Origin of the sequence: Shewanella pneumatophori, from assembly GCF_023283895.1 — a bacterium.
GTDB classification, from domain to species: Bacteria; Pseudomonadota; Gammaproteobacteria; order Enterobacterales; family Shewanellaceae; genus Shewanella; species Shewanella pneumatophori.
In genome coordinates this window covers 15,198-34,275 of the sequence record NZ_JAKILB010000010.1, presented here as the reverse complement: position 1 = coordinate 34,275, position 19,078 = coordinate 15,198, and the positions used below count along the sequence as shown (strand labels likewise).

At 44.1% G+C, this 19,078-nt stretch carries 17 protein-coding genes; 7 read left to right on the top strand and 10 right to left on the bottom strand.

The genetic code is table 11. From position 1 onward, the window contains the following. Together L2740_RS15295 and L2740_RS15290 are read right to left on the bottom strand one after the other, a co-directional pair. Positions 1–1,194, bottom strand: coding sequence for a conjugal transfer protein TraF (locus L2740_RS15295; protein WP_248950988.1), 1,194 nt, complete (start codon positions 1,192–1,194; stop codon positions 1–3). A gap of 177 nt (positions 1,195–1,371) precedes the next feature. Next, positions 1,372–2,286 (bottom strand): LysR family transcriptional regulator, encoded by a 915-nt coding sequence (locus L2740_RS15290; protein ID WP_248950987.1) that lies wholly within the window; start codon positions 2,284–2,286, stop codon positions 1,372–1,374. A gap of 148 nt (positions 2,287–2,434) precedes the next feature. Here L2740_RS15290 and L2740_RS15285 point away from each other — a divergent pair, with 148 nt between their 5' ends. Further along, on the top strand, positions 2,435–3,154 hold the full coding sequence (locus tag L2740_RS15285; RefSeq protein ID WP_248950986.1) for an SDR family oxidoreductase: 720 nt from the start codon (positions 2,435–2,437) through the stop codon (positions 3,152–3,154). Positions 3,155–3,449: 295 nt separating this feature from the next. Further along, on the top strand, positions 3,450–4,598 hold the full coding sequence (locus L2740_RS15280; RefSeq protein WP_248950985.1) for a putative sulfate/molybdate transporter: 1,149 nt from the start codon (positions 3,450–3,452) through the stop codon (positions 4,596–4,598). An 81-nt stretch (positions 4,599–4,679) separates the two neighbouring features. Here the strand turns inward: L2740_RS15280 and L2740_RS15275 are convergent, their stop codons facing one another. The 4 genes from L2740_RS15275 to L2740_RS15260 all read right to left on the bottom strand — a co-directional run bounded on the left by L2740_RS15275 (position 4,680) and on the right by L2740_RS15260 (position 8,800). After that, complete coding sequence (locus L2740_RS15275) at positions 4,680–5,657, bottom strand: sensor domain-containing diguanylate cyclase (protein ID WP_248950984.1); 978 nt, start codon at positions 5,655–5,657, stop codon at positions 4,680–4,682. A 134-nt stretch (positions 5,658–5,791) separates the two neighbouring features. After that, positions 5,792–6,343 carry a response regulator transcription factor gene (locus tag L2740_RS15270; RefSeq protein ID WP_248950983.1) on the bottom strand — a complete coding sequence of 184 codons (552 nt, stop codon included), beginning with the start codon at positions 6,341–6,343 and terminating at the stop codon, positions 5,792–5,794. Beyond that, positions 6,340–7,785: an ATP-binding protein gene (locus L2740_RS15265; protein ID WP_248950982.1), complete on the bottom strand. Its 1,446-nt coding sequence runs from the start codon at positions 7,783–7,785 to the stop codon at positions 6,340–6,342. The genes L2740_RS15270 and L2740_RS15265 overlap by 4 nt, the downstream gene beginning before the upstream one ends. 43 nt (positions 7,786–7,828) lie before the next feature. Further along, on the bottom strand, positions 7,829–8,800 hold the full coding sequence (locus tag L2740_RS15260; RefSeq protein WP_248950981.1) for a dTDP-4-dehydrorhamnose reductase family protein: 972 nt from the start codon (positions 8,798–8,800) through the stop codon (positions 7,829–7,831). A 107-nt stretch (positions 8,801–8,907) separates the two neighbouring features. Here L2740_RS15260 and L2740_RS15255 point away from each other — a divergent pair, with 107 nt between their 5' ends. After that, positions 8,908–10,791: a metallophosphoesterase family protein gene (locus L2740_RS15255; protein ID WP_248950980.1), complete on the top strand. Its 1,884-nt coding sequence runs from the start codon at positions 8,908–8,910 to the stop codon at positions 10,789–10,791. 15 nt (positions 10,792–10,806) lie between these two features. Here the strand turns inward: L2740_RS15255 and L2740_RS15250 are convergent, their stop codons facing one another. The 3 genes from L2740_RS15250 to L2740_RS15240 form a co-directional block, all read right to left on the bottom strand. Further along, on the bottom strand, positions 10,807–11,760 hold the full coding sequence (locus L2740_RS15250) for a pseudouridine synthase (RefSeq protein WP_248950979.1): 954 nt from the start codon (positions 11,758–11,760) through the stop codon (positions 10,807–10,809). Between the two features lie 99 nt (positions 11,761–11,859). Then, positions 11,860–12,453: an LON peptidase substrate-binding domain-containing protein gene (locus L2740_RS15245; protein WP_248950978.1), complete on the bottom strand. Its 594-nt coding sequence runs from the start codon at positions 12,451–12,453 to the stop codon at positions 11,860–11,862. Between the two features lie 163 nt (positions 12,454–12,616). Beyond that, positions 12,617–13,672, bottom strand: a complete 1,056-nt coding sequence (locus L2740_RS15240; protein WP_248950977.1) for a patatin-like phospholipase family protein — start codon at positions 13,670–13,672, stop codon at positions 12,617–12,619. A gap of 91 nt (positions 13,673–13,763) precedes the next feature. Here L2740_RS15240 and L2740_RS15235 point away from each other — a divergent pair, with 91 nt between their 5' ends. The 4 genes from L2740_RS15235 to L2740_RS15220 all read left to right on the top strand — a co-directional run bounded on the left by L2740_RS15235 (position 13,764) and on the right by L2740_RS15220 (position 18,089). After that, complete coding sequence (locus tag L2740_RS15235) at positions 13,764–14,207, top strand: hypothetical protein (protein ID WP_248950976.1); 444 nt, start codon at positions 13,764–13,766, stop codon at positions 14,205–14,207. A gap of 97 nt (positions 14,208–14,304) precedes the next feature. Further along, complete coding sequence (locus L2740_RS15230) at positions 14,305–14,766, top strand: NanQ anomerase/TabA/YiaL family protein (RefSeq protein WP_248950975.1); 462 nt, start codon at positions 14,305–14,307, stop codon at positions 14,764–14,766. A 230-nt stretch (positions 14,767–14,996) separates the two neighbouring features. After that, positions 14,997–15,530, top strand: coding sequence for a protein tyrosine phosphatase family protein (locus L2740_RS15225; protein ID WP_248950974.1), 534 nt, complete (start codon positions 14,997–14,999; stop codon positions 15,528–15,530). Positions 15,531–15,773: 243 nt separating this feature from the next. Continuing rightward, positions 15,774–18,089, top strand: coding sequence for an aminotransferase class V-fold PLP-dependent enzyme (locus tag L2740_RS15220; protein WP_248950973.1), 2,316 nt, complete (start codon positions 15,774–15,776; stop codon positions 18,087–18,089). 103 nt (positions 18,090–18,192) lie between these two features. Here the strand turns inward: L2740_RS15220 and mepA are convergent, their stop codons facing one another. Then, positions 18,193–19,041: a penicillin-insensitive murein endopeptidase gene (mepA, locus tag L2740_RS15215; protein ID WP_248950972.1), complete on the bottom strand. Its 849-nt coding sequence runs from the start codon at positions 19,039–19,041 to the stop codon at positions 18,193–18,195. Between the last annotated feature and the right edge of the window lie 37 nt (positions 19,042–19,078).

Here is a 19,078-nt window from a genome sequence, read left to right as displayed (position 1 = left end):
TTAGAAACGGTAGGAGGTTTGCAAAACGCCTCCTATCGCATTATCGTCACCAAACATTCCGGTAAAGTCCAAGAAAAACGACTCACCAAAAGCAAAGCCAGAGCCAAGAGAATAAATATTAGCAGTAGAATCTTTCATGTCGTGGCGATATCCAAGTCTCAGCGACATCCAATCAAATGCCTTTACCTCACCACCAACTCGCCAATATTGAGTGCCATCAAGCTGCTCAAACTTATTATTTTCGATTAAATCAATATCAGTAGTCAGAGACAAGCGGTTCCAGTCATAGGCCGCTCCCGCCGTGACCAAGGGCTCAACTCTGTAGGTAAATTTACGCCCATCGATTTCTACGGTGTCCACACTATGGCTAATCAAATTTCTAGCCGACAAGCCAAGAGTTAAGCCTTCTGTTGGTTGCATCGCCACGCCAATATCAAGGTTAAATTGAGTTTCATCATTTCGGTACTTGGCATCGTCAAAATCGCTAGCATCAAAGTTATTAGCATTAGCCGTATAGTTATAAGTATCGATACGTTGCAACTTAGGCGATATCCCCACAGCAATCGGCATATTCACAATAGACAGCGGAAAGCTAAGGGCGACACCAAAGTCCGATACTGCGCCAGCGACGACTTTGCCTTCGGAGTTTAAGTCTGTCACTTCGGGGGGATTATTAGGATCTAACGTATTGAGCGTATCAATATCTGACTGAGCAATGTCAGCAATACCGACGGCATCAAGATAACTTTTATAAAAGATAGCCATCGGCATCGATTGATAAGGGATAGCGACGCTAAAGCCTAACCCAGCACTGGCGTAGGCAGAGTTGCCTTTGAGAGAATCTAAATCATTGACTAAATCATCACGAAACGCATCTATCGCTATGGGATCCCCCACATCAATAGCATTTACCAGTCCATCATAGGCATAGCTAAGCGAATCAAACTTATCGATCATGTCGTCACTATCAGCCATGTCGACGCCTAATGCAGGCAACAACAAAACCACATCGTTATTTTTATGAGCATTAACCGCTAATAAGGCAGGATTAACAAACGCCGCGCCCTCTTTGTTTGAACCTGCAACCGCAGCTCCTCCCATAGAGTCACTTCTAGCCTCAAAATAGCCTTGTCCTGCAAAAGCAGTAAAACAAGGCAGTAAGACACAAGCCAGAGCGATTATCTGTCGTTTCATCCATTCCACCCTTTTTATATCCCTAACACTTTAAGCAGCAATACGGCTCAAACCGAAAAAAGGTTATTTTTTGTTCTAAGAATATTCTAAGACAAAATTTGCAGGTCAGGAGGACAAATCATCACTTTATATAAAACAATTACTCATAAGCCTGTTAGGCAATAAAGAGCTCATCAGTTAAACCTCAGGTAGCTCCACATACTGCATAAAGTTTTTGGTGGTAAATTCGATAAATTGTCTCAACCTTGCAGGCTGAAATTGATCTTTGCTATAAAGCAAATAAAGAGGCGTATCAGATATAGTCCACTCGTCAAAAACATGCACCAACGCACCGCTATTGAGCTCTGCGCTGCAATAGATTTCAGGCAAACGTACAATCCCGTTTCCCGCCAGTGCACTACTTTTCATTACCCTACCGTTTTTACATAAAAACGACCCAGCAATAGTAATTTCAGTTTTTTCACTTTTATTGGCAACGCGATGATAATTCCAGTGATATACCGAACCGGTAATACAGGAATGATTTTTTAGATCTTTTGGGTGCAGCGGCCGACCACGCTTGACGATATAGTCCGGTGAAGTCAAAGTGCAATTAGCAATATCCATCAGCTTTCTTGCCACTAAGCCTGAATCTTCAAGCTCGCCCATGCGAAACACCAAATCAAACTCATCTAAAACAAGATCCACCCGTTGGCTACTAAAATCCAGATGGATCTGAATATTGGGATGCTGACTCATAAAGTCATTTACCAGCTGATTGACTATCTCCTCACCGATATAGCCACCAACACAGTTGATATTAATCTTGCCCTGTAAGTTATGAGCATCATCAACGGTTTTAGCCACCGCTTGCTCCATCACATCTAACGCATGTTGGCAGCGTTCATAGAAGAACTTGCCCTGCTCGGTTAAACGCTGCGCTCGAGTGGTGCGCGTAATTAAAGTCACCCCTAGATAACGCTCTAGCTGAGTTAACTGTTTTGATAAGTGTGAGCGAGAACAACCTAGCTTCTCTGCAGCAACAGTGAAACTGCCTTTTTCCGCAATTACGGTAAAGGCGCGCACATCTGCTAAATTTAGATCTTGGTACATAAGTAGCAACCAAACTCCATTGCAATTAAGTGACTCAATTAGGAGCCATATGTAAACAATCTTATTCTCTATAGATTATATATCAACAATAATCTGTTAGATAAAATACTCGCAATTCACCAAGACCCCCTTTTTTATTGAGGCTGATATGAAACAATTAATCGTTATTACAGGCGCATCTTCTGGTATTGGCGCAGCCATGGCTCAAGCATTCAGCGCTAAAGGTCACCCACTACTTTTATTAGCTCGCCGTGTTGAGCCAATGCAAGCACTAGGTTTAGAAAACAGCCTAGCGATTAGTGTTGATGTGACAGACGCAGAAGCGATGAAAGCGGCAATTGCTGAAGCTGAAGCAAAGTTTGGCCCTGTAGGCTGCCTAATCAACAATGCTGGCGTAATGCTACTTGGCGCAGCAGATGTGCAAGATCCTGCTGAATGGAGCCGCATGCTTAACATCAACGTGATGGGCGTATTAAACGGTATTCACGCGGTTCTAGCTGACATGAAAGCCCGTAAAACAGGCACTATCATCAACGTAAGCTCAATTGCAGGCCGCAAGACATTCCCGAATCACGCCGCTTATTGTGCAACTAAATTTGCGGTACACGCATTGACTGAAAACATTCGTGAAGAAGTGGCAATGGACGATGTACGCATGGTAACAATTGCGCCTGGTGCCGTTGAAACTGCTCTGCTTAGTCACACGACAAATGAAGAAATCAAAGCGGGTTACAATGAGTGGAAAGAATTCATGGGCGGCGTAATCGAGCCAACAGCCGTAGCTGATGCTGCAGTGTTTGCATTCGAGCAGCCACAAAATGTATGTGTACGTGAAATCGTATTAGCACCTACACGCCAGCAGCCGTAAATGTCACTGCACTAATTAAACTTTGGTAACAAGCAATATTTAATTAAATCAAACAATTAAAAAGCCTAAAACTTAACCGATTTAGGCTTTTTTATTCATCCTAAATAACTTCAAAACCAAATTAAGTGGTCACGAATATTAGACCAATTGACCATTTAAAATAAAAGCAAGAGCCAACTTGTCTCAACTCGGTTGGACTATTGCCGCCTTAACAGCATTTTGCTCCCAATATTCCTTTTAAAATCTGGCATCAATCTTGCGATACCTATAGCGTTCTTTTCCTACGGCAAGCTATATGAGATGTAAGACCAATAAATTTGATAGTGTTAACCAGTATTCAGGAGAGTTTAGCGGCGCTTTTGCCGATTTAGGTACTTTTCTCCCCCTCGCGTTAGGTCTAATCGCCCTTAATCATTTCTCCCCCCAAGGGATATTTGTAGGCTTTGGGCTATTTGCGCTATTTACCGCTTACTTTTATCGACGCCCGATTCCAGTGCAGCCGATGAAGGTCATTACCGCTCTAGTTATTGCCCAAGGGCTAACGCCTGGAATGCTTCAAGCTAGCGGTATGTTAATGGGGCTGATTCTATTAGTCCTTGCTTACAGCGGTGCAATCACTTGGATGGCAAAACAGCTGTCTCCAGCCATTAGTATCGGTATTCAATTAGCGATAGGTTTGCAGCTAATCTGGATGGGTAGCCAGATGATGAGCCAGACGTGGCTTGTTGGTGTGGTTGCTTTTGTCGCATTATTTGGTAGTCAATTTTTACCTATGCGCTACCTGGCTATGCCGCTGGTACTCACACTCGGTATTGTGTGGCAGCTTAGCAGTGGTAATGCGCCGAGCTTTGACTTATCGGTATATTCCCAGTGGCAATTTATCTGGCCAAGCATGGATGAGTGGACCTCGGCTGCAGGCTTATTGGTTCTCCCTCAACTTGCACTAACCCTAACCAATGCGGTTATTGCCACCTCTGCCATGGCGAAAGAGAAATTCCCTGAAGATGGTAATGAGGCATTTGCACCTAAGCGTTTTGCCACCAGCTCTGGCTGGGCTAATTTATTATTAGCTCCTTTTGGTGCCACGGCTATGTGTCACGGTGCAGGCGGTCTAGCTGTGCAACATCACTTTGGCGCGCGCACTTGGTTAGCACCGACTATTTTTGGCACGACTTGCTTACTCATAGCTCTATTTTGGGGGCAAGGCATTGCAGGTGTTCTATCGCTTATTCCGCTGGCAGTATTGGGTAGTTTACTTGCCATTGCGGGGACGCAACTGGCTTGGTCAAAACGCTTTATCGACGGTAAACCCTTCTGTATTTTTGTGATTTTAGCGACAGCTGCAATCTGTTTATTAGTAAACACTGCAGCGGGTTTAGCCACGGGGATTGTACTAGAAATGGGACGTCGCCAATGGCATATCTATGCTGATTTGAAGTCTTAAAAAAACAAAACAGCACAAGGTTACTTTAGCCTTGTGCTGCTCTCGTTTTAATCATGCTAGTAAACTAGCTACAAGTGCCTTCTAGCTCGCCAATGCTTGTTTTTTCTGCAGCATGTCTTGATCAGCAGTATCGATTAACTCAGCAAGCACTGCCTGCTCACTCACAAACGTACAGCCAATAGATACGGTAAATTTCGGCAATGATGTCTCGCTAAAGCTCGTCTCAAAAGCACTAATGAGTCGATGCTTAATTGTGGTTAGCTCTGACTTATCTTCTAACGCCACCAGGGCAACAAACTCATCGCCACCTAAACGCCCCACCACATCCGTTTCTCTCAATGTACGAGTCAGCAATTGTGCCACTTGTTGCAGCACTGCATCGCCAACGCCGTGGCCATACTTATCGTTTATCACCTTAAAACGGTCAATATCTAAATACAGCAAACTAAGTAGACTGTTATTACGCTTTGCCAGCTTGATACGCTGCTCCGCTAAAATATCAAACCCACGCCGATTATTGACCGAACAAAGTGGATCGGTAATCGCCAGTTGCTGCAACTGCGCATAACTGCCGATCAAAGCCAAGTCTGACTCAAGTATCTCTTTCAGCTGAGCAATAAGTTCTATAAAGGTATGTTTGTAAGCTGTTTCTCGGTAATCCATAACACAAAAAGTGCCAAACGCCGTGCCACATGGCCAAAAAACAGGCACTCCTAAGTAGGAGCGAAAACCATCATCGCTTACTTCAGGGTTAGTGTCCCAACAAGGATCAATAGCAGCATTATCGACATACAGCATCTGCCCAGTTTCTACAACTTTTCGGCAAAAGAGGTTTACTTCTGGCTCAATAATAACCCCAGCAGAATAAGGGTTAGACTCTTGCTCACTTGAAATGGTGACTTGAAAACCTTTGTCGGTGAATTGCACCAAAAAACCCGCTGGCGCATCAAACAGCTCGGCTAATAGATTCACTGTTTTTTGCCACTTGTCGATAGAGATCAAGTCACTGGGGTTGTCGAGTAAAAACACATCGGTTGCTAGGGCCGCGTTGTTTTTCATAATGAATAGCACACCTTCTATCTAACAATGCCATTCATCCAGTATAAACCCGCAACCTGATATTTTCCCCTAGGCTTAAATAAATCATTCTCTAATAGACTAATTAAGGTTAAGCCTCATGACGACAACAGCAATTAAGCTTGCAGTTCTCGGTGATCCGCCGTGGGCTTTTTTAGTAATTTGCGTTGTAGCGTGCGCCGATGCATACCAAGCTGCCTAGCGGTTGCTGAAATATTGCCATTGTTTGCGGTTAATACTTGCTGAATATGTTCCCACTCTAACCGTTTAGGGGATAATGGCTCTTCGGTTAATGGTTCAATCCCCGTCTCTAACGGTGCAACCGATAGAGCATTAAGCAGTGTTTGCGTATCAACCGGTTTAGCTAGATAGTTATCTGCGCCGAGTCGAATAGCCTCAACAGCAGTGGCAATACTGGCGTAACCAGTCAGTAGCACCATCACCACCTTGGGTAGTAATTGCCTCAGCGGCGAAATTAATTTAAGGCCATTATCTTGCTCTAGCTTCATGTCGAGCAGCACATGGGTTGGTCTAAACTGCCTTGCGAGCAATAAGCCTTGAGTTGCATCATGACACTGTTGGCACTCAAAGCCCTGCTTAGTCATACGCCGCACCAATACACTTGCAAGAGCGGTATCATCTTCAATGATTAGCAGTTTAGCTGTCATATTTGGGACTCCTTGCCCTGAATGCTTTTTTGTTGCATGCCGATATCTTCAGTCTTATTTGCTTGAATGGCTGTTTCTCGACAAAGGGGGAAACACACTTCAGCTACAGTGCCGCCTTCTTTAGCCGGGCCAATTAACAGTTGTCCACCGAGTCGCTCAAAGCTGGCATTGCTGAGTAATAACGCCATGCCCATACCATGTTCACTTTCAATAAGTTTATGTCCAAGTTGCAATTGCATCTCTTTAGGGATCCCAGCGCCAAAGTCTTTAACCGAAATACACAATCGAGAATTACCTTTAATGCTTAGCGCAGATACTACGACTCGCGATTCACCGATGTGTGCCAAGCTGGCACTTCCAGCATTTTCAATTAATGCTAGTAATGCTGGCAATAAGCTCGCATCTGCTTTTATCAGCATGTCTAGGTCTTGCGTGTTTTGGCCTGAGCTATTCTGTATCGAGTTGCCTTTCTCATCGCTATCTTGTTCAGAGCAGTCTTGCTCAGAACTTCCTTGCATAGTGCAACTTTGCTTAGAATGCCCCAACTTTAGCTCTAAGCTGATCTCGGGCATTAGCAGCAGTACTTGCTCTTTAATCATCGCCAGTAATTGCTGAGCACTAAGCGAAACCTGCTTTTGCTGGCGAATCGATTCGGTTGCCTGACGCAGTGACTGCAAAGTTTGCTCACATCTGACTAGCGCGGTATCCATCTCTTGTAAGACTTCAGTTTCAGTCACCGCATCCTCAACAGCCTCATCCACCAACAAGCGCAAACTAGCAAGTGGTGTCGCTAATTGGTGAGCCATTTGCGCCGATGCCGTACCTAGGGCTAATAACCGCTCTTGCCGTAGCTGCGCTTCTCGCATATATCCAAGTTCAACATCTTGTTTACGCATACGCTGAGCGATATAGGCAACACTCGTTGTGAGCACCAAAGATGAGATCAAAAAGTTAAACCACATCCCCAAGTAATGGGAGCTCATATCCATGCCATGATGTTTCATCTGGCTTTCAGGTACCGAGAAAATCATAAAGCTATAGGCGAGGGTTGATAACAAGGTCAGCACCCATGGTGCCCACTTAGGTAGCACTACCGCAGCGATGGCAATAGGTAGCAATAACAGAGAGATAAAAGCGTTGGTTGCCCCGCCGGTAAAATACAACCAAGAGATCCAAAATAGCGTATCGATGAATAAGACAATAAACAGCCCTGAATCGAGCCGTGCAATGGCGCTGCGATGCCAAAAAGTAAAGCCTAAATAAAGCGCTTCCAGGCTCATGCCCCAATACAAAACTGGACTGTTTAACGACAGGCCAAAGGTGTCTGCCGCAAAAAAGGTTAAACCAATTTTAAGCAGTAATCCGGCAAACCTAAGTAGAGCGAGCTGATCAATGGCACTAAGATTACGGATCAATAAATTTTTAAATCGCAGGTTAATCATCGAGGTTAGGTCTTTATTTTTGTTCTATTTGTAATTTCGGCTGTTAGCGCTTTGGCTCTTGCAATGCTTGGCGACTCAAACCATCAAGCAGTGCTGGCGGCATGTGCTGTAAAACATTAAGCATACCTAAGCTAAAAGGTACCTCGCTTTTAATCCCTAAACTCGCTAGTCGCTCACAGCTTAAGGTACAGTCCTTAGGTCGTTTAGCGCTATCTGTGGCAGATGTCACAGCAATAAGATGGCTATGGCTAACATTGAGTATTTCAGCCATTTGCAGCAACATTTGATATTTAGTCATAGTTTGCCCTGCGCTGAAGTGATAACGGCCCGTTAAAGCTTTTTGGCTCATTAAGTGCAGACCGAGCATTTTAGTGATCGCGCTAGCAATATCGTCAGTCGAGGTAGGGCTTCTAATCGCCCAGTTATCTATGTGCTCAGCTCGGCGCTTCAGGCTGTTGGTTTCAACGGTTGTTGCTGGCGACAGGTGCTTAAGCAATACTGTGACTGCAGACTCTTCTAAAAACTCAACATCACCATATAAAATCGGTAGACGTAACACGGCAAAACTTGAGTCGATGCCCAACACTATCTGCTCACCCTGCAGCTTCGACTCGCCATAAAAATTAACCGGATTGGTTTGAGCAACTTCTGTATATTGCGGCGCTTTACCATCAAACACATAATCAGTTGAGATATACAGCAACCAAGCTCGATGTTCAGATGCGGCTAATGCCAAGGATCGCGTTGCACCAGCATTAAGCGCCAATGCCGCTTGTGGATCTTGCTCTGAAATATCAGGGCGACGCTCTGCTGCGCAGTGCACTATAACATCAGGCTTATGCTGCTCGACAAACTCAGCAACCATATCTGCTTGGGTTAAATCTAACTGATAGCCCCCCGCTACTGCTCGGCTATAGCCACAGGCAATAATCTGATGCTCTGTATGTTGCGCTAAGTGCTTTACCACAGCTCGGCCAAGTAACCCGCTGGCACCTGTAATCATGATCCTTGCCATAACCCTATCCTTTGATCTACTAATATTGTGCTTAGCTTAAGGGGTTTTCATATTCTAAGCACTGGTTTACTCTTGATATAGATAACTTTTAATACAAGACCCCATCTATGGCAGCGGACAACTCGATTCCATTAATCATCGCCGGACCTGTTTTACGCCACTGCGATGAGCAGCACTTTACCTTATGGTTTGTCAGTAAAGAGCCGTTGCAAGAACTTAGCTTGACCTTGATGGGCACTGAGTTTAACCGCAAACTCGAAGCTAGCGAGCTGCACAAAGTTGCCTTAGGTAAAAACGCATATCAATATCTTATTCGGGTATCTCAAGCAGAGTTATTACCCAAAGATAGCCAACTGCGATATCAGGTTTATAGCGGCGATAGAGCGCTGTTTGATGGTATCGACCAACTTAATTATCCACAGCGGCAGTCTTGCGAGTTTATCGTTAAGCCTCAAGTCGACAAATTACTGCATGGCTCTTGCCGAAATGCCCACCACCATAGTGGTGATGCGCTCGTTGCCGCCGACACCCAGTTAGCGCAATGTGAAGATATCAATCAGCGCCCAGCGTTACTGATGATGAGCGGCGACCAAGTCTATGTTGATGATATCGCAGGACCTATGTTGTATGCCATTGGTGAAGTTATTTCGCTGCTGGGGCTGCAACATGAGCAATTTGTCGACGCGCCATTACAAGACTCGAGTCAAATTAGTTACCAGCCAGCCGCCATGTATAAACGCCATTTAGATCTGCTGCCTAAAACCCAATATCAAGCCAAAACGGCTATTACTCGCTGGTATGTTAATCATCCGATTTTTACTTCGTCTCTAGCCGAGAACCATCTGGTTAGCCTTAACGAGTTAATAGCGCTTTATCTTCTGTACTGGTCGCCCGAGCTATGGGATTTAGTTGAAATACCTAAACAGGTTAGCGGCTTGAGCCAAGCACATAATCAGCGCTGGCAGCGTGAATGGGATCATTTATTAGAGTTTAAAGCTGGCTTAAAACAAGTACGCCGCCTAATGGCTCATGTGCCAACTTATATGATTTTTGATGACCACGACGTTACCGACGACTGGAATCTCACAGCCAGATGGGAACTTGCAGCCTACGGGCATAAGTTTTCAAAACGCATCATAGGTAATGCACTTATCGCCTACACTCTTTTTCAAGGCTTAGGCAATGTGCCCAAACGCTTCGATAGCGAAATAACACCTGATTTAGATGCCTTTTTCGCAGCGCCTAATCCTGAGGCCCAAGATAACTTAATTGATAAATTATTAGCCTTTGAGCACTGGCATTACAGCCTACAAACCACACCCAAATTGCTAGTGCTAGACACTCGTACTCGCCGATGGCGCAGTGAATCAAACTTAGGTAAACCCTCAGGTCTAATGGACTGGGAAGCCCTAATGGAGTTTCAAGCAGAACTGGTTAATCAACCTAATGTAATTATTGTGTCACCCGCTCCAATGTATGGTGTAAAACTGATTGAAACCATTCAACGCGTTGCCACATTTTTCGGCGGTTCGCTGCTAGTCGATGCCGAAAACTGGATGGCACACCCTGGCACAGCAAACACCTTGCTCAGTATTTTTCAGCACCGTAAAACCCCAGAGCAATTCATCATTTTGTCTGGCGATGTGCACTACTCATTTAGTTACGATATCCGGATCCGTTTTCGCCAAGCTGGGCCTCAGATTTATCAAATCACCTGTAGCGGCTTTAAAAATCAATTTCCAGAAAAGCTGCTGCCTGTTTTTGACAAACTTAACGGCTGGCTATATGGCCACTTTTCGCCACTGAATTTCTTTACCAAGCGTAAACGCATGTCGATTAGAGGCAGACGCCCTAACGGTGAGCGCAGTAAACGGCTGGTAAATCAAAGCGGAATAGGCATAGTTGAGATTGCCGCGAGCGGCGCACCAACCAAGGTTAGCGTGTTACATAGCGACATGAGTGAAACCGAGTTTTTACCGCCTAGACACTAGCGAATGCAGCATTAATTAATCAGCATTGAGGCTTAACTTTGCCACTTCATCAGCCAACACAAAGCTATCGCAACTAGTATCAATTGGCGTCTGACTAATTGGGTCAATAAAGCGTAACCGCCTAGCCATGAGCTTTAATGGCTTGTCAAAATCATCGTCCGCTTTATCAAGTAGCTCTGGATAAAGTCGGTCATTCACAATTGCCATGCCTAAACTCATCATATGCACTCTAAGCTGATGAGTGCGCCCAGTCACAGGTTCTAGCTCAAACAAACCATATCCAGCAAAAACCTCGACCAAGCGGATCTCTGAATGACTATTGGCCTCGCCACCAGCAATGCACATTCTAAAACTCGGCGTAGTTTTCGCTAAGCGGTTTTTAATGGTCCACGCCATAGGCAAAGTTAAGCTATTTTGAGCAACTAGTGCTTTGATTTCAGCATTAAGCGGCGCAATGGCTTGGTAAGTTTTACTGATTTGCCCCGCTTTAAACAACTCATGATAATCATGGCGAGAATCAGATTTCAAGCTCATCAACATTACCCCCGCAGTCGCTCTATCTAGGCGATGAGCAGCCACGATTTGCTGATTAGCAGTCTTTAAACGCAAACGATTCACTAAGCACTCATTCACAAAATTGCCACTAGGGTTGACCGCTAAAAAATGAGGCTTAAACACCAACATAAAGTCATCGGTTTGCAGTAATATTTGCTCTTTAAAAGGAATAAGGCTTTCTTTGGCGACTTCACGGTAATAGTAAACTCGCTCTCGCGGAATAAACGCTGATCCAAGGGTAATTAAACTGCCATCGCGCCAATGCACTTTGCCATCGAGGATCCGTTGCTGCCAAACATCAGCACCAATGGCTGGAAACTGACTAATCAAGAAACTAATCACTGTAGGCTTATCGGTTACGGTTTCAGGTAACACGACATACGATGCTTGGGCGGCGCGTGTAGAGGAACTCATAAGACTAAAACGTATTGGGCATGGATAAAGTGGCGCTACTGTAGCAAAACGTGCTCGACTAGCAACAATATTCACTTCTGGGCTGCATAGTTCAGACGTTTAAGAGTGTGGATTGTCTCGGGCGTGTGACTTAATCAACTCAAGCACAAAGTTCATCGTCTTATGGCAGTTTGGCTGATTAAGCAAACGCAGCTTATCTTGATTATACAAGGGTAAGACTTCTAACCAGCGCTGACTGACCCATGAAGCATCTTCAAGGTGAATATCATTTTCATATAAACCAAATAAATCGGGGTTAACCTCATAAAACTGCTCTAATGCCGCACTAATCAGTTCAAACTCGCCATAAATGGGCTCTTGCTGCCAGTTACTACTGCGAAGTACTCGGCTTATCCAAACTCCATCACGGCGTTGCGCGGCAGATAACACTCGCACCCTTTGCTTGCCCTCAAGTACTATGCCGAGAGATTCATCATCTAGCTGATTAAAGTCGATAATTTCGCATTGAGTCGCCATTTCATAGCAAGGCAGGTCACTGTTGGCTTTTTTCATACCAAAAACCAATGGGTAACGGCCCTTCAGGATCTCGGCAATCATGCTTAGATAACGAGGTTCAATCACACGGATCTCTACTCGTCCTTCAGGTAACAACAAGCTGTCGTGTGTTAATAACGCCATTTCTTGTGTTTGCATAATAACCTCCCCCCTTTACTAGGTAGGTCGCATCATTTTAGCGCTGTTCAATAAAGCTAAAGTGTAGCAGCTGAACAAATTTCAGCCAGCAAACACAACTTAGCCGACTATCACTATACAGACAGAGAAATGACGAAGTTTATTACACAAGTTGCAATTTAAATCACAGCTTTTCTAGGTGTTCTAACAAGGTGTTTTTATTAATAACTTCTGCTAAATCATCAGCTAAAACCTGACTCATACTTACGGAATGACGCCAATATTTAATCCGGCTATCGCTATCTAACTGTTTAAAGTCCTCCCTATCTGGCAATTTTCCATAGGGTAAACTCTGCAAATAAGCGTCTGTTGGTGCCAAGATCAGTGCGTTGTCATAATTTTGTTTGGCAAAGCGCCAAGCTAGTGATTTATCAAACCAGCCCGGTGCCATATGTGGGTAAAAATGAGGATACAAAGTCAGCCCTTTGTTATGGACTAACGGCAAATCAAAATGGTAATCGGTAATACCACCATCGTAATAATGGCCTTTTGGCGCACCGTTAATTTGAGTCACCGGCGCAAGCACTAAAGGAATAGAACCCGTAGCGAGTAACACTTGATGAATGTTATCGCGGGATAAACCATAGTAACGACTTGGCAAATCTTTAAGGCCTGCAAAAGCGGAGCTATGCTGGTTAACACCGAAGACACAACGCCTAAAGTGCCAAGCTATGCTCTTACGACTGGCTAGGTTGGTAACTGCGGCAGCTGCTAAACCTGCGCCTAATGCTAAGCGGCCACCAGCACGATTAATATGCCTTGCCTGACAAGCAATGTAGTGACTATTGATATGCGGATTATCGATTATCTCAGCCGCGCCTTCACTGCCCAGCAAGCCATTGATGATCCCAGCAACTTGAGTTGAGATCTCACTTGATGTTGGCTTAGTATCGTACCGCTGGCCAATATATAGCTGCTCTAACCTGTCATAAGCACTGTTAGGATTTTTTTGCGCTAAACACGCCAAACGCCACGCACCGGATGAAGCGCCCAATGTATGTAAAGGCTGCTTTAAACCTTTAAAAAACTCGGTAAATAAGTAGCGGTCTAACCCTGCAATTCCAATCCATTTTGGCCCACCTGATGCCGCCAACAATTGAGTGAACAGCTCAGGTTTAAACTCATTTTCGCTCAGCGTTTTATAGGCTTTAGGGCCAGCGATAAACCGTAATGAAGACACATATATCCTTATTTTTTATTATTGTGACTTTAAATCGACCTTTGTATAAGGTTATTCTTTGAGCTAAACGGACACAACTTAAGAAAGTATTATGGATAATACAATAGCCTCTAACACGACTGTGATTAACACTTTTCCTAAGATAGGCTACTTCATCATTTTGATGACCTTGGGGCTTGTGGGCTCTCAACTCAATGATGTAACCACCATTTGGAATTACGCATTTTTAGCGCCTCTATGCATAATGAGCTTTATTCTCTTACGTGTATGCTGGCAACAAAGAGTTATTTTTGGCGATTCAAAAGTCAGTTTTGTTAAGATGCAGCAAAACTCAGATTTCAGCCTACCAACAACCTTGAGTCTGCACTATAAAGATATTGATTCAGTGCGCCTAGTTGGTGATCACCTCTTTATCCACTCAGCCAAAGGTAAGGTCAACTTTCCCTTAGGGCCAAAATCAACCTTAGCCAAAAAGCTTAAACAGGCTTTCGAGGCAAAAGGCATCGAATTTGAAGTCAACTCTTGTATCCTCTAAAGCTAGTTAGCGCTACACTTTCCCCTCTCAACGGCACCTTTTAGGTGCCCTTATTAAATGAATTTTCGGTCAAGTTCGGCCAAGGGTGAGAAATACCATGATTGTTGATACTTTAGCTAACCGCGAGATCTACACCGCGATTAACCCACGTATTGCTAGAGCGCTAGAGCATTTAGCCACTACTGACTTTAGTCAACTAGAAGTCGGCAAGTATGAACTAGATGGCAAAAACCTATTTGTTATCGTGAACGACTACCAAACAAAGCCTAAAGAACAGCAACCGTTTGAAGCCCATGAGCAATATATTGATGTGCAGTATGTGGTAAGTGGTGAAGAAGAGTTTGGCTACTTACCTTTAGCTGGCCAAACGCCGTCTAAAGCATATTTCGCTGAACACGATTACGCCAATTACGATTATGAATCAAATAAAGAAAATGCGGCATTTATTCCGCTAAAAGCAGGTATGTTTGCACTTTTCTTCCCAGGTGATATCCATATGCCAGGTGCTGGCGACAACGCAACACCTGTTCGCAAAGTCGTTATTAAGGTTAAGGTTTAATTTTCACCAAAACTCGCCATATAGAGCTAAGCTAATTATCTAGTTTGGCTCTAAAACTCAGTAACTCGTTCTAATACTAACCAGTAAAAAATATCGCTTTAAACGTTAGGCTTGAATATTGGCTCTAGCTATTAGTCTTAAACATTAGCCCTAGATATTAACCTTGAACTTTATTCTTGAAACAAGCTCTTATATTTCAATTGAAAATAACTACACAATAGGAATTCAAGATGCGCTTTATTCTATTACTAAGTAGCTTGCTTAGCCCTTTGGCTTTTGCAGGCATAACCCCAGACGCGTTACAGCAAGTTAAAGCAGTACAGTTTAATAGCGACAATGTAATAACCGCAGGTTTACCAACCGAGTCTCAATTCAAGACCCTTAAAGAGTCAGGCGTTGATTTAGTCATTAACCTTATTCCTAAAGACAACCCTACAGGGTATGCAAATGAAGCAGAGCTGGTGGCACAAGCAGGCATGGACTACGCACAGATAGATGTAGACTGGAAGCAGCCAACTCAAGCCAATGTGCAACAGTTTTTTGCCATCATGGATGCCAATCAAGATAAACAGATTTTAGTCCACTGCGCAGCCAACTACCGCGCATCAGCTTTCTATTACCTTTACCAGTTAAAGCAAGGTCAAGCTGACTCAACGTCATACCAACAGCAGGTCATGGCGCCTTGGGGCGACCTAACACAGACCTTTGCTAAGTATCCGCAGTGGCAACAATTAATAGAACAAGTTAAGCAAAACCTAAACTAATTACAGTAACGGCGGTAACGACTGTCAGAACTGAATATTAAGCGCCTTGAAAGGCGCTTTTTTATTGGCTATTTCAAAGCTACTACGCTGAATATATAAGCTCACTCAGCTTACCTCTCACCAAACCAAAAACGTGATCTTGATCATTATCTTTAAACTGTTAATATAACCACCAAGAATTAGTTATACCAAAAAGAAATATAAAATCTATCCGCTAAAAATAACAATAAAGAGGCGAAGATAATGAGCAACCACAATGAGTTAACCCAGATCTATCTTGATGCTAATGCTACAACCCCAGTTTTACCTGAAGCCGCCTCAGCCGCTATGACCGCAATGCAAACCCTTTTTGGTAATCCAAGTAGTAGCCATATAACGGGCTTAAAAGCTAAAGACTTAATGGAGCAAACTCGTCGTCGAGCGCAAACTCTTCTTGGCACAGGCAAGGGCAAACTCATCTTTACCAGTGGAGCTACCGAAGGGATCCAAACCTCAATTCTATCTGCACTTATTGCCGCCAAACCGCTTATCACAGCCCCCCTAAAAGGCGCAGCGAAAAACTACTGCGTACTTTACGGCGCTACCGAGCACAAAGCTGTACCTGAATCTTTAAAGCATTGGCTATCGGTGCTCGATATTGCAGCAGAAGTGGTTGCTATCCCTGTCGATGAGTATGGCATCTTAGATCATGAGTTTATTAGCCAGCACGCCGCCAATGCTTTAATGATTTGTACTATGGCAGTCAATAATGAAACTGGTGTATTTCAAGATCTGCAGTTATTAGAGCAAACGATCCGCACTGCTAATCCTAATATTTTCTGGATGGTTGATTGCGTCCAAGCCTTAGGTAAAATCCAACTAGACTTGCAAAAAACCACTATCGACTACGCACCTTTCAGTGGCCATAAACTCTATGCGCCAAAAGGAATAGGCTTTGTTTATATCCGTGATAGTGCGCCTTTTACACCTTTTATTGCTGGCGGTGGGCAAGAAAGCGGCTTACGTTCTGGTACCGAAAACCTGCCGGGCATGGCGGCACTAAATGTTATCTTTGACATGTTATTGCGCACCAGCAACTCTGCATTTTGCGACAGCCAAACCCTACACAACTACCGTAACCAGCTGGCTCAAACCTTAACAGACTGCTTTCCTCGAGTGGTATTTAACAACAGCTTTAACCATAGTGTTGCTACTACCCTTAACTTTGCCGTTCAAGGCTTTAGCAGCAAAGAGATTATGGATCTGTTTGATGCCGCTAATATTCGTGTTAGCTCCGGCTCAGCTTGTAGCTCAAAAGTCACTCGTAGCTTTGTACTCGATGCCATGGGATTACCCGCATGGCAAAGTGAGTCAGCAATTAGAATGTCATTCGGGCCAGCGATAACACAAGCAGAGGTTGATGCAGCCTGTCAGCGCATTAAGTTTGCATCTCAGGCATTAACCCAAAGCTGCATGTTGCTCGACGCCAGTAACGATATAAATGCTAACAATGACATCAGCAATAAAGTGGCACTCGATGGCCTATTACAGCTACGCTTTGGCGCCAGCTGCACTTGGGTTTACGTCGACCAAGCCAATAAACAAGCTTTAATTATTGATCCATTACCTGAGCTGCAGCAAAGATTAGATACCTTGCTGCAATGCCAAGAGCTCAAGCCAATCGCGATTATCGATACCCATGGTCATGCCGACCATCAATCGGGACGAGAAGTGTTAGCCAATCGATACTTACCCGAGCAAGACTGTGACATTCTTGGCTGGCCTTATCTCACTCAAACCATAAACCATGCAGGTGAGCAGTTTGATGCTATCAAGATTGGTAAGGTGCAACTCATCAAAGTACCGACTCCTGGGCATACTAGCGACAGTATCAGCTTAATCCTGCACACCTCAGCAGATGACAAGTTCGACAACAACTCTGCTAAATATGCATTTTGCGGTGACACAATTTTAATGGGCAGCTTAGGTAGAACAAACTTCGACTCAAGCTCAAGTGCAGCGTTATTTCATAGCCTTAAGCTACTAAAGCGCACTATAAGCAGTAACACGTTAATCTGTGCCAGCCACGACTATAACAACGAATTTACCACTCACATGAATGCCGAAATGGCGCGTAATCCATTACTCAATGCAGTGCTTAATGAACAGATCACTGAAAGCGATTTTATCGCCCGTAAAGCGCAATTAGATAGCCATTTAGTTGATGAAGTCGGTAGCGAGATAATGTGTGGTGCCTACGTTGGCAGCTGTGATAAATCGGCAATCAAAGAGTATGATGCAAACAGCTTAAACATAGCGATGAATACCAATACAGCTTTGCGTATTATTGATATTCGTGAGCCTCATGAATACGCTCTCAATCACTCACAGGGCGCAAGCCAAAACGTACCATTAACGCGTTTAGTGCAATTTATACAAGAGCATCAACACCAAAAACAACAACCTTGGGTATTGATTTGTCGTAGCGGTAGTCGCTCACTTGTGGCCGCTCAAGCTATGCATCGTTTAGGCTTTTCTCAGGTCGCCCACTTAAAAGGCGGTTACGCACTCAGTGCATAATGATTGCCGCCAGTAAAACAAATAACGTAATACTGGAGTTGCGAACAGGTTTGCCCCTGTCGCAGCTCATAACTCATGCTCAACAGGAATTACTTAGCTAATACTATTTAGCCGTAAGAATGCTACTGCATTGCTGCGGCTTCACTTTTGTCTTGTTCTTTTTAGGTTTAGCTGCCGGCTTTTTCGGTTGCGGAGCAGGAGCACCTGTTAATTGCTGCTTCCACCAGCTAAGTTCATTACAACCATTGCCTGCAGCAATCGGAGCCTGATTTTGGCAAAGAGTATCCCCTTTAGGGCAATGTAAGCGTACATGCATATGATAAGTATGCCCCCACCAAGGGCGTACTTTTTTAAGCCAAGAATCGTCTGTTAATTTTAAATCGCATAAGTGCTGTTTGATTACCGGACTGACAAAAATTCGCGCCACGCGCTTATCTTCAGCGGCCGTTTGCACCATTTGGGTTTGTGCATCAGACCATATCTGGGTATCAAGCAAAAACTTCTTTTTATCAACAAGCTTTAATGGCTTAGGTTGCTCGCGTTCGGTTTTAGTTAACGGCTTAGTGGCTTGTTTAAACCAAATATCGACATCAAGACCTATTTGATGACTGCTATGGCCGTGAGTAAAATTACCGCCCCTTGGCATCGACATATCAGCAATTAAGACATCATCTAACCCTTGCAGCTTTAGCTCTGAGGCATAGTCACTCACAAACTCTACGAGTGTTGAATGGCCATAATAACGTTGGCGTTCGGTGCGCAGTACTTGATAACCATCCCCAGTTAACGGCAAGGCTTGGCCACCTTGTAAACAACCATTCGCGTAACTGCCTATCGCTCCGGCATTTTCACCATACGGAGTATCAATCTCTTCCCATGGGTTAGCACTAAGTGAAGAGCTAGAAATTGTTGCCCCCAATAAAGCTAGCAGTCTTAAATGTCTGCGCATCATGCTGTTAAATACCCAATCAAATTCATATCAATAAAGC

Excerpts from the sequence above, each read along its gene's own strand:
- L2740_RS15225 (WP_248950974.1), top strand. The coding sequence starts at position 14,997 with ATGCGCTTTATTCTATTACTAAGTAGCTTGCTTAGCCCTTTGGCTTTT.
- L2740_RS15235 (WP_248950976.1), top strand. The coding sequence starts at position 13,764 with ATGGATAATACAATAGCCTCTAACACGACTGTGATTAACACTTTTCCT.
- L2740_RS15275 (WP_248950984.1), bottom strand. The coding sequence starts at position 5,657 with ATGAAAAACAACGCGGCCCTAGCAACCGATGTGTTTTTACTCGACAAC.
- L2740_RS15295 (WP_248950988.1), bottom strand. The coding sequence starts at position 1,194 with ATGAAACGACAGATAATCGCTCTGGCTTGTGTCTTACTGCCTTGTTTT.
- L2740_RS15270 (WP_248950983.1), bottom strand. The coding sequence starts at position 6,343 with ATGACAGCTAAACTGCTAATCATTGAAGATGATACCGCTCTTGCAAGT.
- L2740_RS15280 (WP_248950985.1), top strand. The coding sequence starts at position 3,450 with ATGAGATGTAAGACCAATAAATTTGATAGTGTTAACCAGTATTCAGGA.
- L2740_RS15260 (WP_248950981.1), bottom strand. The coding sequence starts at position 8,800 with ATGGCAAGGATCATGATTACAGGTGCCAGCGGGTTACTTGGCCGAGCT.
- L2740_RS15255 (WP_248950980.1), top strand. The coding sequence starts at position 8,908 with ATGGCAGCGGACAACTCGATTCCATTAATCATCGCCGGACCTGTTTTA.
- L2740_RS15220 (WP_248950973.1), top strand. The coding sequence starts at position 15,774 with ATGAGCAACCACAATGAGTTAACCCAGATCTATCTTGATGCTAATGCT.
- L2740_RS15290 (WP_248950987.1), bottom strand. The coding sequence starts at position 2,286 with ATGTACCAAGATCTAAATTTAGCAGATGTGCGCGCCTTTACCGTAATT.
- mepA (WP_248950972.1), bottom strand. The coding sequence starts at position 19,041 with ATGATGCGCAGACATTTAAGACTGCTAGCTTTATTGGGGGCAACAATT.
- L2740_RS15250 (WP_248950979.1), bottom strand. The coding sequence starts at position 11,760 with ATGAGTTCCTCTACACGCGCCGCCCAAGCATCGTATGTCGTGTTACCT.
- L2740_RS15245 (WP_248950978.1), bottom strand. The coding sequence starts at position 12,453 with ATGCAAACACAAGAAATGGCGTTATTAACACACGACAGCTTGTTGTTA.
- L2740_RS15285 (WP_248950986.1), top strand. The coding sequence starts at position 2,435 with ATGAAACAATTAATCGTTATTACAGGCGCATCTTCTGGTATTGGCGCA.
- L2740_RS15265 (WP_248950982.1), bottom strand. The coding sequence starts at position 7,785 with ATGATTAACCTGCGATTTAAAAATTTATTGATCCGTAATCTTAGTGCC.
- L2740_RS15230 (WP_248950975.1), top strand. The coding sequence starts at position 14,305 with ATGATTGTTGATACTTTAGCTAACCGCGAGATCTACACCGCGATTAAC.